General features: G+C 63.8%; 8 protein-coding genes and 1 pseudogene. 5 read left to right on the top strand and 4 right to left on the bottom strand.

The window, feature by feature from the left end:
* Nucleotides 1–51 precede the first annotated feature (51 nt).
* The 3 genes from gcvP to NE850_RS15810 all read left to right on the top strand — a co-directional run bounded on the left by gcvP (nt 52) and on the right by NE850_RS15810 (nt 5,676).
* Nucleotides 52–2,988 (top strand): aminomethyl-transferring glycine dehydrogenase, encoded by a 2,937-nt coding sequence (gene gcvP, locus NE850_RS15800; RefSeq protein WP_007180013.1) that lies wholly within the window; start codon nt 52–54, stop codon nt 2,986–2,988.
* Nucleotides 2,989–3,127: 139 nt separating this feature from the next.
* Nucleotides 3,128–4,258: an alginate lyase family protein gene (locus tag NE850_RS15805; RefSeq protein WP_007180014.1), complete on the top strand. Its 1,131-nt coding sequence runs from the start codon at nt 3,128–3,130 to the stop codon at nt 4,256–4,258.
* Between the two features lie 29 nt (nt 4,259–4,287).
* Complete coding sequence (locus NE850_RS15810) at nt 4,288–5,676, top strand: L-serine ammonia-lyase (protein ID WP_007180015.1); 1,389 nt, start codon at nt 4,288–4,290, stop codon at nt 5,674–5,676.
* Between the two features lie 176 nt (nt 5,677–5,852).
* Here the strand turns inward: NE850_RS15810 and NE850_RS15815 are convergent, their stop codons facing one another.
* A complete protein-coding gene (locus tag NE850_RS15815; protein WP_310698914.1) occupies nt 5,853–6,062 on the bottom strand; it encodes a hypothetical protein in 210 nt (69 codons plus the stop codon).
* Here NE850_RS15815 and NE850_RS15820 point away from each other — a divergent pair.
* Nucleotides 6,006–7,615, top strand: a pseudogene (locus tag NE850_RS15820) (thiamine pyrophosphate-binding protein). The gene NE850_RS15815 and the pseudogene NE850_RS15820 sit on opposite strands and share 57 nt — an antisense overlap.
* A gap of 138 nt (nt 7,616–7,753) precedes the next feature.
* Here NE850_RS15820 and NE850_RS15825 read toward each other — a convergent pair.
* Nucleotides 7,754–8,902: a branched-chain amino acid ABC transporter substrate-binding protein gene (locus NE850_RS15825; protein ID WP_007180017.1), complete on the bottom strand. Its 1,149-nt coding sequence runs from the start codon at nt 8,900–8,902 to the stop codon at nt 7,754–7,756.
* An 86-nt stretch (nt 8,903–8,988) separates the two neighbouring features.
* Nucleotides 8,989–12,918, bottom strand: a complete 3,930-nt coding sequence (gene putA / locus NE850_RS15830; RefSeq protein WP_310698909.1) for a trifunctional transcriptional regulator/proline dehydrogenase/L-glutamate gamma-semialdehyde dehydrogenase — start codon at nt 12,916–12,918, stop codon at nt 8,989–8,991.
* Nucleotides 12,919–13,232: 314 nt separating this feature from the next.
* Here putA and NE850_RS15835 point away from each other — a divergent pair, with 314 nt between their 5' ends.
* Nucleotides 13,233–13,403 (top strand): hypothetical protein, encoded by a 171-nt coding sequence (locus NE850_RS15835; protein WP_165187250.1) that lies wholly within the window; start codon nt 13,233–13,235, stop codon nt 13,401–13,403.
* A 374-nt stretch (nt 13,404–13,777) separates the two neighbouring features.
* Here the strand turns inward: NE850_RS15835 and NE850_RS15840 are convergent, their stop codons facing one another.
* Nucleotides 13,778–15,199, bottom strand: a complete 1,422-nt coding sequence (locus tag NE850_RS15840) for a YeiH family protein (protein WP_035518468.1) — start codon at nt 15,197–15,199, stop codon at nt 13,778–13,780.
* Nucleotides 15,200–15,345: the final 146 nt, after the last annotated feature.

Consider the following 15,345-nt stretch of genomic DNA (forward strand, 5'->3'; position numbering starts at 1 on the left):
CAGGTGCGGCGCGTCCCTCGCGCAGAGACAGCCGCACCGCCAGGAACACCCATGAAGCTCGAACACCCGGATCGTCTGATGAACCGCACTCCTCTCTCGCTCGCCGCGCTCGAAGTGCATGACGCCTTCGCCGAACGGCACATCGGCCCGGATTCGGCCGACCAGCAAGCGATGCTCGAAGCCCTCGGCTTCGCGTCGCGCGCCGCGCTGATCGACGCCGTCATTCCGAAGACGATCCGCCGCACCGAACCGCTGCCGCTCGGCCCCTTCGCGCAACCGAAGAGCGAAGCCGAAGCGCTCGCCGTGTTGCGCGAACTCGCGGACAAGAACCAGGTGTTCCGCTCGTACATCGGGCAGGGCTATTACAACGCGCACACGCCGACGGTGATCCTGCGTAACGTGCTGGAAAATCCGGCGTGGTACACCGCGTACACGCCGTACCAGCCGGAAATTTCGCAAGGCCGTCTGGAAGCGCTGCTGAACTTCCAGCAGATGATCGTCGACCTGACGGGTCTCGCGATCTCGAATGCGTCGCTGCTCGACGAAGCCACGGCCGCGGCCGAGGCGATGACGCTGCTGCAACGCATCGGCAAGCCGAAGTCGAACGTGTTCTATGTGGCCGACGACGTGCTGCCGCAAACCATCGAAGTGGTGAAGACGCGCGCCACGCCGGTCGGCATCGAAGTGAAAGTGGGCCCGGCTGCGGAAGCGGCGAACGCGAACGCGTTCGGCGTGTTGCTGCAATACCCGGGCGTGAATGGCGACGTGCGCGACTACCGCGCCCTGGCCGAAGCCATCCACGCAGCGGGCGGCCACGTGGTGGTCGCCGCCGACCTGCTCGCGCTGACCGTCCTCACGCCGCCGGGCGAATGGGGCGCGGACGTGGCCGTCGGCAATACGCAGCGCTTCGGCGTGCCGGTCGGCTTCGGCGGCCCGCATGCGGCTTACCTCGCCGTGCGCGACGAATTCAAGCGCCAGATGCCGGGCCGCCTCGTCGGCGTGACCGTCGACGCGCAAGGCAACCCCGCGCTGCGTCTCGCGCTGCAGACGCGCGAGCAACATATCCGCCGCGAGAAGGCCACCTCGAACGTATGTACCGCGCAAGCGCTGCTCGCGATCATGGCCAGCATGTACGCCGTCTATCACGGCCCGCACGGCCTGAAGACGATCGCGCTGCGCGTGAACCGCATCGCCGCGTTGCTGGCGGAAGGCGCGAAGCAACTCGGTTACACGCTCGCCAACGAAACCTTCTTCGACACGCTCACGTTCGAATCCGGCACGCACACGCAAGCGCTGCACGACGCCGCGCTTGCGAAGCGCATCAACCTGCGCCGCGTGAGCGACACGCAAGTCGGCCTGTCGGTCGACGAAACCACCACGCGCCGCGACCTGGCCGATCTGCTCGAAGTGTTCGCGCAAGCCGCGGGCGCCAAAGACATCCCGCACGTCGACACGCTCGACGAAAAGGTGTCCGCGTCGAACATTGCATCGGTGCCGGCCGCGCTCGAACGCACCAGCGCGTATCTCACGCACCACGTGTTCAATCGTCATCATTCGGAAACGGAAATGCTGCGTTATCTGCGCAGCCTGTCGGACAAGGATCTCGCGCTCGACCGCTCGATGATCCCGCTCGGCTCGTGCACGATGAAGCTGAACGCGACCTCGGAAATGCTGCCGGTCACGTGGCCTGAATTCGGCCAGATCCATCCGTTCGCGCCGGCCGAGCAAACCGTCGGCTATCGCGAAATGATCGATCAGCTCGAAGCGATGCTGGTCGCGGCCACCGGCTACGCAGCCGTGTCGCTGCAGCCGAACGCTGGCTCGCAAGGCGAGTACGCGGGCCTGTTGATCATTCACGCGTATCACGCGTCGCGCGGCGAAGCGCATCGCAATGTCTGCCTGATTCCCGCTTCGGCGCACGGCACGAACCCGGCGTCGGCACACATGGCCGGCATGCAGGTGGTCGTGGTGGCGTGCGACGCGCAAGGCAACGTCGATATCGAAGACCTGAAGAAAAAGGCCGAACAGCACGCCGACAAACTCGCGGCGATCATGATCACGTATCCGTCCACGCACGGTGTGTTCGAGCAGAACGTGCGCGAAATCTGCGAGATCGTGCACGCGCACGGCGGTCAGGTGTATGTGGACGGCGCGAACATGAACGCGATGGTCGGCCTGACCGCGCCGGGCCAGTTCGGCGGCGACGTGTCGCACCTGAATCTGCACAAGACGTTCTGCATTCCGCACGGCGGCGGCGGACCGGGCGTCGGTCCGGTTGCGGTCGGCGCGCATCTCGCGCAGTTCCTGCCGAATCAGGTTTCGTCGGGCTATGAACGCGCGCCGAACGGCATTGGCGCCGTGTCCGGCGCACCGTACGGTTCGGCGTCGATCCTGCCGATCTCGTGGATGTATATCGCGATGATGGGCGCGAAAAACCTCACCGCTGCGACCGAAACCGCGATCCTCAACGCGAACTACGTCGCGAAGAAACTCGCGCCGCACTATCCGGTGCTGTATTCGGGTCCGGGCGGACTGGTCGCGCACGAGTGCATTCTCGATCTGCGTCCAATCAAGGAAACCAGCGGCATTACCGTGGACGACGTCGCCAAGCGTCTTGCCGACTACGGCTTCCATGCGCCGACCATGAGCTTCCCGGTGCCGGGCACGCTGATGGTCGAGCCGACCGAATCGGAATCGAAAGAAGAGCTCGACCGTTTCATCGAAGCGATGATCGCGATCCGCGAGGAAATCCGTGCAGTCGAAGAAGGCCGCTCGGACCGCGAAGACAATCCGCTCAAGCATGCGCCGCACACTGCGGCAGTGGTCATCGCGAATGACTGGAAGCATGCGTATGCGCGTGAAACCGCGGCGTATCCGCTGCCCACGCTGATCGCGAAAAAATACTGGCCGCCGGTCGGCCGCGCGGACAATGTGTACGGCGACCGCAATCTGTTCTGCTCCTGCGTGCCGATCGCCGATTACGAGTAGGCGCGATCGCCGCCGCGCATCGCCTACTGTCTCGAAAAGAGGCGGTGAGGCGGTGCGCGGTTCTCTCCTCAGTTCTCTGTCACTCCTGGCCGCAAACGGCTAACATCACACACCGAATCAGCCTAACGAGGAGTTTCGCATGGCGCGAAAGGTGCGATTGATGCAAAGCCGGACCGAAGCAAGGCGAGCCCGGACGTGGCGACAGGCCTGCACACTGCTGTTGGCTGGCGCAGCCGTGCTGCTGCCGCTGCGACAAGCGCAGGCCGCGATGAATTTTTGTGCGGCACCCGCACTGCAAACCAGCGAACGCACGAACGCCGATCCCGGCGTGAAAGCACTGGTCAGCAACGTGCAGGCGCATCTGAACGACCAGCCGCATGCGCTGGCGAAACTGCATACCGAAGGCACGCTGCCGCACGAAGGCATTTACGACCAGAGCGTGGAAGCGGAGAAAGATCTCGACCTGTTGCGCGACGCCGCGCTCGCCTGGCGCGCCACCAGCGACGACCGGTATCTCAAGCTCGTCGACCGCTTGCTGTTCGCGTGGGTCACCACGTATCAACCGAGCTTCAATCCTATCGACGAAACCCGTTTCGAAGGACTGATTCTCGCGTACGACATGACCGCGAGCGCGTTGCCGGTGAGAACGCGCAATGCATCCATGGCGTTTCTCACGAAACTCGCGAACGGCTACATCGGCCAGATCGACGCGCAGCCGCGGCCGCTCAAAGGCACGTTCAGAAACAACTGGCAGAGCCATCGGGTCAAACTGATCGCGATGGCCGCGTTCACGCTCGATAACCGCAAAATGATCAACGCGGCGCAGCGTTTGTTCGTCGAGCATATCGGCGACAACATCGAGCCGGATGGTTCGACTATCGATTTCAGCGAACGCGACGCGCTGCATTACGTCACCTACGATCTGCAGCCGCTCGTGACAGCTGCGCTGGCCGCGCGCCGCCATAACCGCAACTGGCTGCCGGAGAAAGGCGCAGATGGCGCCTCGCTGGAAGCCGCGCTCAACTGGCTGGCGCCGTACGCGGCCGGCAACAAGACCCACGAAGAGTTCGTGCATTCGAGCGTTCCGTTCGACGCAAAACGTCGCGAGGCCGGCTTGCCCGGCTATTCGGGTCAGTGGGATCCGAAGAACGCGACGGAACTGTTTCACCTGGCGGCGCGCCTCGACGGGCGCTATACGCCGATCGCGCTACAGCTCGCACCCACGCCGCCTGCCTGGCTCGCCGTGTGTCTGCCTCTGCCGGCGCGATGAACCAACTATCTATCAGCAGGGAGCAGTAAATGGCAGTCAGCGTGTTCGACCTCTTCAAAATCGGCATTGGTCCGTCCAGCTCGCATACGGTCGGGCCGATGCGCGCGGCGCTGATGTTCGCTCAAGGGCTCGAACGCGATGGGCTGCTCGCTGCGACCGCATCGGTGAAGGTGGAGCTGTATGGCTCGCTCGGCGCGACGGGCAAGGGGCACGGTACCGATCGCGGTGTGATGCTGGGCCTGATGGGCGACGCGCCCGACACAGTGAACCCGGACACGATCGCTGAGCGGCTGGAAGGCGTGCGTGTGTCCCGCAAGCTGGCACTGCTTGGCACGCACGAGGTGCCATTCGTGCAGAAAGATCAGATTGCGTTCTATCGTCAGGCGCTGCCCGAGCATCCGAACGGTCTCAAGCTGCGCGCTTACGACGCGCAGGGTGAGACGTTGCGCGAGTCGACCTATCTGTCGGTGGGCGGCGGTTTCGTGGTGACGGCGGGCGCGCCGAACACGAAGGTGCTGAGCGCCGTCGATCAATTGCCGCACTCGTTTCGCAGCGGCAACGAGTTGCTCGCGCTGTGCGAATCGACCGGCAAGAGCATCGCCCAGTTGATGTGGGAAAACGAGCGCGTCTGGCATACGGAAGAAGAAACGCGCTCCGGCCTGCTGAAAATCTGGGACGTGATGCAATCGTGTGTCGCACGCGGTTGCGGCATCAACAATCCGGACGCCGACGGCAACCTACCCGGCCCTTTCCAGGTGAAGCGCCGTGCGCCGCAGCTATATCGTGCGCTGTCGGGCAATCCTGAACTGGCGCTGCGCGATCCGCTTTCGATGGTCGACTGGATCAATCTCTATGCGATCGCCGTCAACGAAGAAAACGCCGCCGGCGGCCGCGTGGTCACGGCGCCGACCAACGGCGCGGCCGGCATCATCCCGGCAGTGCTGCATTACTACACGCGCTTCATGCCGGGCTCGAATCAGCAAGGCGTGATCGACTTCCTGATGACCGCTGCGGCGATCGGCATTCTGTACAAGTTGAACGCGTCGATTTCCGGCGCCGAAGTGGGCTGCCAGGGCGAAGTGGGCGTCGCCTGTTCGATGGCGGCGGGCGCGCTCGCCGCAGTCATGGGCGGCACGCCGCGGCAGGTCGAGAACGCCGCGGAAATCGGCATGGAACACAACCTCGGTCTCACGTGCGATCCGGTCGGCGGCATGGTGCAGATTCCGTGTATCGAGCGCAATGCGATGGCGTCGGTGAAGGCGGTCAATGCGGCACGCATGGCATTGCGAGGCGATGGCAGTCATTATGTGTCGCTCGACTCGGTGATCAAAACCATGCGCGAAACCGGCGCGGATATGAAGACCAAGTACAAGGAAACGTCGCGCGGCGGGTTGGCGGTGAATATCGTCGAGTGTTGAGTTCTGCACTTCATTGCGTATGACGACAATCACGCGGGCTCTCGGGCCCGCGTTTTTATTTGCGCGCCACACTGTGCGCGAGCGCCGCGGTTGCGCTGCGCCGTGACAGCGCAGGCGCTGCCGGCGTAAGCTGTCGAAGCGCCCCATCGGCCGGCGTCCGGTCGATGCTTGCATTCTCACATCGCACTCATGCACTGCCTGGAGGCTTCATCGCAATGTCGCAGCCGAATGCTCCCGTTTCTGTTTCCGGTTCCACCGCCGCTCAAACCACCGGCGCGCGTCTCGTCGTCGATGCTTTGCTGACGCACGGTGTCGAACGTGTTTTCTGCGTGCCCGGCGAGAGTTTTCTCGCCGTGCTCGATTCGCTGCACGATGAAACCGAACACATCCAGACCATTGTTTGTCGTCATGAAGCGGCCGCGGCGAATATGGCGGAGGCCGTCGGCAAATTGACCGGACGGCCGGTGTCGCGATCGTCACGCGCGGCCCCGGCGCCACGCATGCGTCGATCGGCGTACACACCGCGTTTCAGGATTCCACGCCGATGATTTTGCTGATCGGCCAATGCGCACGCGAGCATCTCGATCGCGAGGCCTTCCAGGAAATCGACTACCGGCGCATGTTCGGTCAGATTGCGAAATGGGTCGCGCAAATCGACGATCCCAAACGCATTCCCGAATATCTGAGCCACGCATTTCACACGGCGACATCCGGACGGCCTGGACCCGTCGTGTTGTCGTTGCCGGAAGACGTGTTGAGCGACGTATGCGACGCCGTGGCCGGCGCGCCGGCGTATCAGCGCATTGCGGCGTCACCTTCTGCGGCACAGATCGAGAAGTTGCGTGGCTTGCTCGAAGGCGCGCAACGGCCGATGGTGATCGCGGGCGGCAGCGGCTGGACGCCTGCTGCGTGCGCGGACTTTCAACGCTTCGTCGAGAACTGGCAACTGCCGGTCGGCCTCGCGTTCCGCTTTCAGGACACGCTCGATAACGAGCATCCGAACTATGCCGGCGACGTCGGCCTTGGTATCAATCCGGCGCTGGCGCAACGTATCCGCGAAGCCGACCTGTTGCTCGCAATCGGGCCGCGCCTGGGCGAAGCGACGACCAACGGCTACACGCTGCTCGACATTCCGAAGACCAGGCAAACACTAGTGCATGTGCATCAAGGCGCGGAGGAATTGGGTCGGGTGTATGCGGCGGATCTGCCGATCGTCTCCGGCATGCCGGAGCTCGCAGTGCTGCTTGCGGCGTTGAAGCCTTCGTCCGGCAAACTCGCCTGGTCGGGCGCGGCAGACGAGGCGCATCGCGCGTATCTCGACTGGCGCAAACCGCGCCAGATTCCGGGCGACGTGCAGATGGGCGAAGTGATCCAGCAGTTGCGCGCGCATCTACCGGACGACGCGATTCTCACCAACGGCGCGGGCAATTACGCGACGTGGCTGCATCGGCACTTCTCGTATCGCCATTACCGTTCGCAGCTCGCGCCGACGAGCGGCGCGATGGGTTATGGCGTGCCGGCGGCGATCGCGGCGAAGTCGATGTATCCGCAACGCGCGGTCGTCGCGCTGGCCGGCGACGGCTGCTTCATGATGTCCGCGCAAGAACTCGCAACCGCGATGCAGTACGACCTGCACGTGCTTTTCATCGTGGTAAATAACAGCCAGTTCGGCACGATCCGTATGCATCAGGAGCGGCATTATCCGGGTCGCGTGCACGGCACCGGACTCACGAATCCGGATTTCGCGGCGTTCGCGCGTTCGTTCGGCGCGCATGGCGAGACGGTGGAGCGGACCGAAGATTTTCTGCCTGCGCTGAAGCGTTCGATGGAGGCGAAGCGCGCGGCGGTGATCGAGATTCGCATGCCGCAGGAAGCAAGCACGCCGGGCGCGACGTTGGAACAGATTCGCGAGCAGGGGAGAAAGATGCGCGGAGAGTAAACGAGTCTTCGCGTGATTGCCGCGTGTATCGAAGCGGCAAATAAAAAGCCCTGCGGTTAGATAACCACAGGGCTTTTTTGCACCGGCTGCCGCGTCATATCATCACGCGGCAGCCGGATACTCGAGCAGGAAAGCGCCTTACTTCCCACCCACGCTTTGCAGCGTCGTCCACTTGCCGTCGACAACCTTGTACAGCGTAATACCGCCGTTCTTCAGGTCGCCCTTGCTGTCGTACGCGAGATTCGCCGACGTCACTGCCGGCATCGAGGTCTTCGCGAGCATCGGCAGGTACTTGGCCGGATCGGTCGAGTTCGCCTTCTTCATTGCGTCGAACATGGCCATTGCGCCGTCGTAAGCGTACGGCGAGTATGTTTGCACGTCTTCGTTGAAACGCTTCTTGTACTTCGCGACATAGTCCTTGCCGCCCGGCATTTCTTCCAGCGGCAGGCCGGCGAGCGACGCCACCGTGCCGTTCGCAGCATCACCCGCGATCTGGATGAACGTCGGCGTGTGGACCATTTCGCCGCCCATCAGCGGCGCCTTGATGCCCAGTGCCTTCATCTGCTTGACCATCGGTGCCGCTTGCGAATCCGCGCCGCCGTAATAGATCAGGTCCGGTTGAACAGCCTTCAGCTTGGTCAGGATCGACTTGAAGTCGACAGCCTTGTCGTTCGTATATTCACGATCGACGATCTGGCCGCCCGCTGCCTTCGCTGCCTTTTCGAACTGATCGGCCAGACCCTGGCCGTAGGCCGTGCGGTCGTCGACGATCACGATCTTCTTCATGCCCAGGGTCTTCACCGCAAACGTGCCGGCAACCGAACCTTGCTGCGTGTCGGACGTCATCATGCGGAACGTCGTCTTGAAGCCTTGTTGCGTGTATTCCGGCGCCGTCGCCATTGCGATTTCGGGGATGCCCGCGTTCGCGTAAATGCGCGAAGCCGGAATCGTGGTGCCCGAGTTGAAGTGGCCGAGCATGCCCTTGATGCCGTCATCCACCAGCTTTTGCGCAACGGTCGTACCGGTGCGCGGGTCGGCCTGGTCGTCGGCCGAGTCCAGCACGAAGCGAACCTGCTTGCCGCCGATCACCGGCTTGGTCGCGTTCATGTCTTCCACTGCCAGCGTAATACCGTTCTGGAAGTCCTTGCCGTAGTGCGCCTGCGCGCCTGTCATCGGGCCGGCAAAGCCGACCTTCACATCTTCCGTCGATTGAGCGTTGGCCGTCCCCGCCAGCGACATCGCCGCAACCAGTGCAGCGCCTGCCAGCTGTTTCATCTTGTGTTGCATAGCTTCTCCTTGGTACCAGGTGTGGATGGAGCGGTTTCGGGGTCGCCGTACCGCTTCCGTTTTTTTGAGTGATCAGAGAGGTTCGCTCAACCGATCGTCATCAAATTCGCATTACCGCCTGCAGCTGCCGTATTCACACTGACCGAGCGTTCCGTCAACAGACGCTCGAGCGCGTAGTCCTCGTCGCCGCTTTCCAGCGCGCGTGCCGCGACGCCCTGCACCGACACGATCGGGCCCGGACGCTTCGCGACTTCCTTCACCAGCGCCAGCAGTTCGTCGCTATCGCCTTCGAACAGCACGGCGTCGAACGGTGTATCGGCGCTCTTCTTCACGCTTGCGTGCGACTTCAGCGAGGCGGGCAACTGCGACACCAATTGTTCACCCGCCGCGCCTTCGAACAACGCGCGATTGCCCGTAGCCAGCGCCGCGGCAAACTGCACGCGCGCACCGCTTGCCGTCGACGCGATACACAGCACCGTGCCGCGCGCGCCCAGCGTGTACGTGTTGCGCTCGCCGGTCGGTCCCGACAATACCGCCGTGGCGCCTGCCGGCACATGCGACAGATAGCCGTCGCAGCGCGCGGCCAGTTGCGGCTCGCGTTCGGTAATCAGCCAGTCGCGGTAAGCCGTCAATGCAGCGGACGGATTGTCGCCGTTTTCGGCCGCGCGCGGAACATCCACGACCAATGCCTGCGCGAGCGACTTCGGCAAACCGGCCGGACGCGTGGCGAGGAGCCGCTGGAGATACAGCGCGCCGCCCGCTTTCGGACCTGTGCCCGACAAACCTTCGCCACCGAACGGCTGCACGCCGACCACAGCGCCGATCACGTTACGGTTCACGTAGATGTTGCCCACGTGTGCGCGGCTGATCACATGCGCGATCGTTTCGTCGATACGCGTATGGATGCCGAGCGTCAGACCGTAACCGGTCGCGCGGATCTGCTCGAGCAATTTGTCCAACTGGCTGCGGCGATAACGCACCACGTGGAGCACCGGGCCGAACACTTCACGCTTCAGTTCGTCGATGCTGTCGAGTTCGATCAGCGTCGGCGCAACGAAGGTGCCTTGCGCGCAACCGTCCGGCATCGGCAGTTGCTCGACCTTGCGGCCCTTCTCGCGCATCGCCGCGACGTGCGCGTCGATACCGCGCTTCGCGTCGAGGTCGATCACCGGACCGACGTCGATCGACAGGCGGTCCGGATTGCCCACGGCCAGTTCGCGCATCGCGCCCGTCAGCATCTCCAGCGTGCGGTCCGCGACATCGTCCTGCAGACAAAGAACGCGCAGCGCGGAACACCGTTGACCGGCGGAATCGAACGACGATTGCAACACGTCCGCCACCACCTGTTCGGCAAGTGCCGACGAATCGACGATCATCGCGTTCTGGCCGCCCGTTTCGGCGATCAGCGGAATCGGCTTGCCGTCCGGATCGAGGCGGCTCGATAGCGTCTTGTTGATCAGGCGCGCGACTTCGGTCGAACCGGTGAACATCACCGCGCGGGTGCGCGGATCGGCCACCAATGCGGCGCCGACCGTTTCACCGTTGCCGGGCAGCAGTTGCACCGCGCCCGCCGGCACGCCGGCTTCGCGCAGAATACGCACGGCTTGCGCGGCGATCAGCGGCGTCTGTTCAGCCGGCTTCGCGAGCACCGTGTTGCCGGCTGCAAGCGCCGCGGCCACCTGGCCCATGAAAATCGCCAGCGGGAAATTCCACGGGCTGATACACACCACCGGGCCAAGCGGACGATGCGTGTCGTTGGAGAACTCCTCGCGAATCTGCGTGGAGTAGTAACGCAGGAAGTCGATCGCTTCGCGGATTTCCGCGACGGCGTTGGCCAGCGACTTGCCGGCTTCGCGCACCACGAGGCCCATCAGCGTATGCATCTGCGCTTCGAGCAGATCGGCGGCACGCGCGAGGCAATCGGCGCGCGCATCGACCGGCGTGGCTTGCCAGATCGGCGCGGCGGCCACCGCGTGTGCCAAAGCGGCGCCCACGTGCTCCGGCGTCGCTTCGACGACCGTGCCGACGAGGTCGCGATGGTCGGCCGGATTGCGCACGTCGCGCGCGAGGCCTACGGCGATTTCGTTGTCTTCGAGCATCGGCGCGGCGCGCCACGGATGGTGCGCGCTCGCCAGCAGCGCCGACGACAGCGACGCCAGACGGTGCTCGTTCGACAGGTCGAGACCCATCGAATTGAGGCGCTCCGAACCGTACAGATGGCGCGGCAGCGGAATCTTCGCGTGCGGCGCGCCGAGCGGGACGATCTTCGAGGCTTCGTCGACCGGGTCGGCTATCAGATCCTTGATCGCGACGGTTTCATCGGCAATACGATTCACGAATGACGTGTTCGCGCCGTTTTCCAGCAGACGACGCACGAGGTACGCGAGCAGCGTTTCGTGCGTGCCGACCGGCGCGTACACGCGGCACGGACGGTTCAGCTTGTCGCGGCCGGTGACTTCTTCGTACAGCGGTTCGCCCATGCCGTGCAGGCACTGGAACTCGTACTGGCCGGGATAGTAGTTGTTGCCCGCGAGGTGATAGATCGCCGACAGCGTGTGCGCGTTGTGCGTGGCGAATTGCGGATAGACCGCGTCGGGCGCGCTGAGCAGCTTCTTCGCGCAGGCGAGGTACGACACGTCCGTATAGATCTTGCGCGTGTAGACCGGATAGCCTTCCAGTCCGTCCACTTGCGCGCGCTTGATTTCCGTGTCCCAGTACGCGCCCTTCACGAGGCGCACCATGATGCGGTGACGGCTGCGGCGCGCCAGATCGATCAGGTATTCAATCACGAACGGGCAGCGCTTCTGATACGCCTGCACCACGAAGCCGATACCGTTCCAGCCGGCCAGCTCCGGATCGAAGCACAGCGCTTCGAGCAGATCGAGCGAGATTTCGAGGCGATCGGCTTCTTCGGCGTCGATGTTCAGGCCGATATCGTAGCGGCGCGCCAGGATCGCGAGCGAGCGCACGCGCGGCAGCAGTTCGCTCATCGTGCGTTCCTGCTGCGAACGCGAGTAGCGTGCGTGCAGCGCGGAGAGCTTGATCGAGATGCCCGGGCCTTCGTAGATGCCACGGCCGCCGGCGGCCTTGCCGATCGCATGAATCGCCTGTTCGTACGACGCGTAGTAGCGCTGTGCGTCGGCTTCGGTTGTGGCTGCTTCGCCGAGCATGTCGTACGAGTAGCGGAAGCCACGTGCTTCGTATTTGCGGCTGTTGGCGAGCGCCTCGGAGATGTTCTCACCCGTGACGAACTGCTCGCCCATCAGGCGCATCGCCATGTCCACGCCCTTGCGGATCAGCGGCTCGCCGCCTTTGCCGATCAAACGTGTGAGCGCCGACGAGAGGCTCGTTTCACTATTGGTCGTCACCAGCTTGCCGGTGATCATCAATCCCCAGGTCGCGGCGTTGACAAACATCGACGGCGCCTGACCGACGTGCGATTTCCAGTCGCCCTTGCTGATCTTGTCGCGGATCAGCGCGTCGCGCGTGGCGCGGTCGGGAATGCGCAGCAGCGCTTCGGCGAGACACATCAGCGCCACGCCTTCCTGGCTCGACAGCGAGAATTCGTGGATCAGCCCTTCGACGCCACCGCCCTTGCTCTTGGTGCGCAGCGTTTCGACCAGCTTGCCGGCCATCGTCTGCACGTCGCCCGCGAGGTTGGCCGGCAAACGCGCCTGACCGAGCAGGAACGGCAAACATTCCGGCTCCGGACGACGGTAAGCGGCCGTGATCGCGGCACGCAGCACCGATTGCGGTTGCACGTTTTGTGCGAAATCGAGGAATGGGTGCGACGCACCGTCTTCCTCGTGTTCGACCGCGGCGCCCTCGGTCAGATCGGCCGAGCCCGCCACACCCGACAGCTCGGGCGGCAATTGGCCGTGCTCGATCTTTTCGAGGTACGCGAAGATGGCCTGCTTGATGAGCCAGTGCGGAGTGCGTTCGAGACGAGTGGCGGCATCTTTCAGCCGGGTACGCAGGAGGTCGTCGACCTTGACGCCAAGGGTGGTGCTAGCCATGTTTCCTTCTTCGGATACCAGACGAATGCGCTGGCAAAAGACTAAAAGTTGGGCGAATCGTACGCTTCCCAATAAAAAGGTGCAACCACGTCAGATGCATGGTTGCACCCTACCTGGAGCCCTGTGCGACGGGGGTTTGCGCGCTGTCGCGGTGCGCGTTGGGACGGCGGTTACGATTAGTACTTTCCCTGGCGTGATTCTTTTTGCTTTTACCCTTATCAGAACGGGTTGGCGCGCCGTTATACGGAACATAGCGCGCGCGGCCTCCCTGGCACGCACAAAAAGAACGGTACGGGGTTTTGAGGACAGGCGAAATGGAAAAATGGCTGGTGGTATTGGGCATCTGGGCAATGTGCGCGACTTGCGCGGTGCTGTTCATCCGCGGCGCGACGAGCGGCCCCGGCCGGCGCGAGCCCGTCAAGGAACGCACACCTGCAGCGTCGCGCGCATCGGCGGGCGACGCGCGGACTGCTTTGAACGATTGAATAATGGTGTCCGGCGTGTCGTGCCGGAGTTAGCGAGGCCAGTCTCTGGCTGACACGCTCCGGTTGACCCAGCAGCGGGAAGACACGCGCGACGCCCGGCCCGAAGCCGCGGCGACGCACGGGTAGACGTCAGTGCCGAAGGATCGGCTCGAACTGCGGGCAGGCGTCGCCCGGCGAAACGAGCTGGTCGTGCACCCGGCAAAGCCGGCTGTCCGCCACGCTCGCGCCAAATGCCGAACCGAATACCGCGAGGCCAGGAATGCTCTGCTCCAACGAATCCCGACTCTCAGCGCGATACCGGCAGCCTGCGCAGCACGGCGCGCACGCTGCGTCGCGTGCGTCCGCCGTGTTGGCGATGCGGAATGCGCCGCTCGTCACGAACCCTGCCCCAAGCTATTCCAGTACGGTGCGAACACGTGCGCGGACAGCGCGTAGCCGATGGCGATATTGACCACCACGCCCACCGTAAATGCAAGGAACGGCTTCAGGCCGGTGGCGGTCAGCGAGCGCAGGCGCGTGGTCAGCCCAATGCTGAGGAAACAGAACGTGAACGCCCACGTGCGCAACGCGGTGATCGGGGCGACGAATTCGGGCGTCACGACCTTGCGGTAATCGGCCAGCGAATAGTGGCTGGCGATCCACGTCACCAGCGCCGACGCGATCACGAAGCCGATCACGAACTTCGGAAAGCGCGCCCAGATCTCGCCGGCGTTGGGCTTTGCCGTGACGCCGCTGTCTTGCGATTCCCAGCGGGTCGTCGCGACGATCGCCAGCACGAACGCCCAGATGCCGATCCAGATATCGCGGCCGACCACTTTCATCAGCGTGAACGCCTGCAGCGACGCCTCCGGCGCCCCCGCAATCGCGCTGCCGGCGTGTTTCGCGAAGTCGCCATAAGCTTGCGCGGCCGCGATCCCGGCGGCGTCGGCGAATTCCGAGGTGCCGATCCATGCGCCGGCGACTGCGGTCGACAGTCCGAGCGAGCGGGACGCGAACGGCAGCACGAAGATCATCACGATCGCCCACAGCACGACCAGCGTAATCGCCACCGAAGCCTGTTCGCGCCTCGCCCGTACCGCGCCGGCAATCGCGATCGCCGCCGAGACGCCGCACACCGCGCCGCCGACACCGAGCACAGCGGCAAAGCGCCGGTCGAGGCCGAACGCCTTGGCGGCAAAAAAGATCACGAAGAATGTGACAAGCGAAACGATGGTCGCCTGCCCGACCGCTACGGGGCCAGCCCACACCAGCAGCGTGAACGGTAACGTCGCGCCGAGCAGCACGATACCGACCTTGATGTAGAACTCGACGCGCAAGCCCGCCGAAAACCATTCGGGCAACGTGAACACGTTCGAGATCAGCAGACCGAGCGCCAGCGCGACGAGCGGCGGTTCGAGGTTGTACTTCGACGCATTGACCCACGCGCCCAGCGTGAAAATCAGCGCCGAAGCGATGAACAGGATCAGGAACGACCCGAGGAAAGCACCGACCCGTTGCTTGAGCGCAGCGAGGCTCACGCCGAACAGCAACGCGAACACGATGAACAGCGCGGCATAGTTCGGCAGATGCTTGCCGGCGTCCTGCGCAGCCTGCCCTACACCCGACCATCTGGCCGGCGCCACCGCCAGCCACTTGATGCTGCTGCCCGACGCGAACAGCGCCCACGCTATCACGATCACCAGCAGGCCGACCCACACCGCCCACCAGTCTTCAGTCGAAAAAAGTCCGCCGCCGTGCGTGCTTTGCCGTTTGGCCGGTGCGGCGCCCGTCGGCAGCGTTTGATTGGTATCGCTCATCGCCATGCCCCGAAAGAGTTGAGGTACATCGGCGTCGGAATGTTGGAGTTTTGCCCGAATGTGCGCCGGTTCGGCGAAATATAGGCGAGCGGCGTCGCAAAACGAAACGACCATTCGCTCTATGAATATGACTCAAAGAAGTAACG

This window comes from Paraburkholderia sp. USG1, from assembly GCF_031570135.1.
In the GTDB taxonomy this organism is placed as follows: domain Bacteria; phylum Pseudomonadota; class Gammaproteobacteria; order Burkholderiales; family Burkholderiaceae; genus Paraburkholderia; species Paraburkholderia dioscoreae.

Excerpts from the sequence above, each read along its gene's own strand:
- NE850_RS15835 (WP_165187250.1), top strand. The coding sequence starts at position 13,233 with ATGGAAAAATGGCTGGTGGTATTGGGCATCTGGGCAATGTGCGCGACT.
- NE850_RS15825 (WP_007180017.1), bottom strand. The coding sequence starts at position 8,902 with ATGCAACACAAGATGAAACAGCTGGCAGGCGCTGCACTGGTTGCGGCG.
- gcvP (WP_007180013.1), top strand. The coding sequence starts at position 52 with ATGAAGCTCGAACACCCGGATCGTCTGATGAACCGCACTCCTCTCTCG.
- NE850_RS15805 (WP_007180014.1), top strand. The coding sequence starts at position 3,128 with ATGGCGCGAAAGGTGCGATTGATGCAAAGCCGGACCGAAGCAAGGCGA.
- NE850_RS15840 (WP_035518468.1), bottom strand. The coding sequence starts at position 15,199 with ATGAGCGATACCAATCAAACGCTGCCGACGGGCGCCGCACCGGCCAAA.
- NE850_RS15810 (WP_007180015.1), top strand. The coding sequence starts at position 4,288 with ATGGCAGTCAGCGTGTTCGACCTCTTCAAAATCGGCATTGGTCCGTCC.
- putA (WP_310698909.1), bottom strand. The coding sequence starts at position 12,918 with ATGGCTAGCACCACCCTTGGCGTCAAGGTCGACGACCTCCTGCGTACC.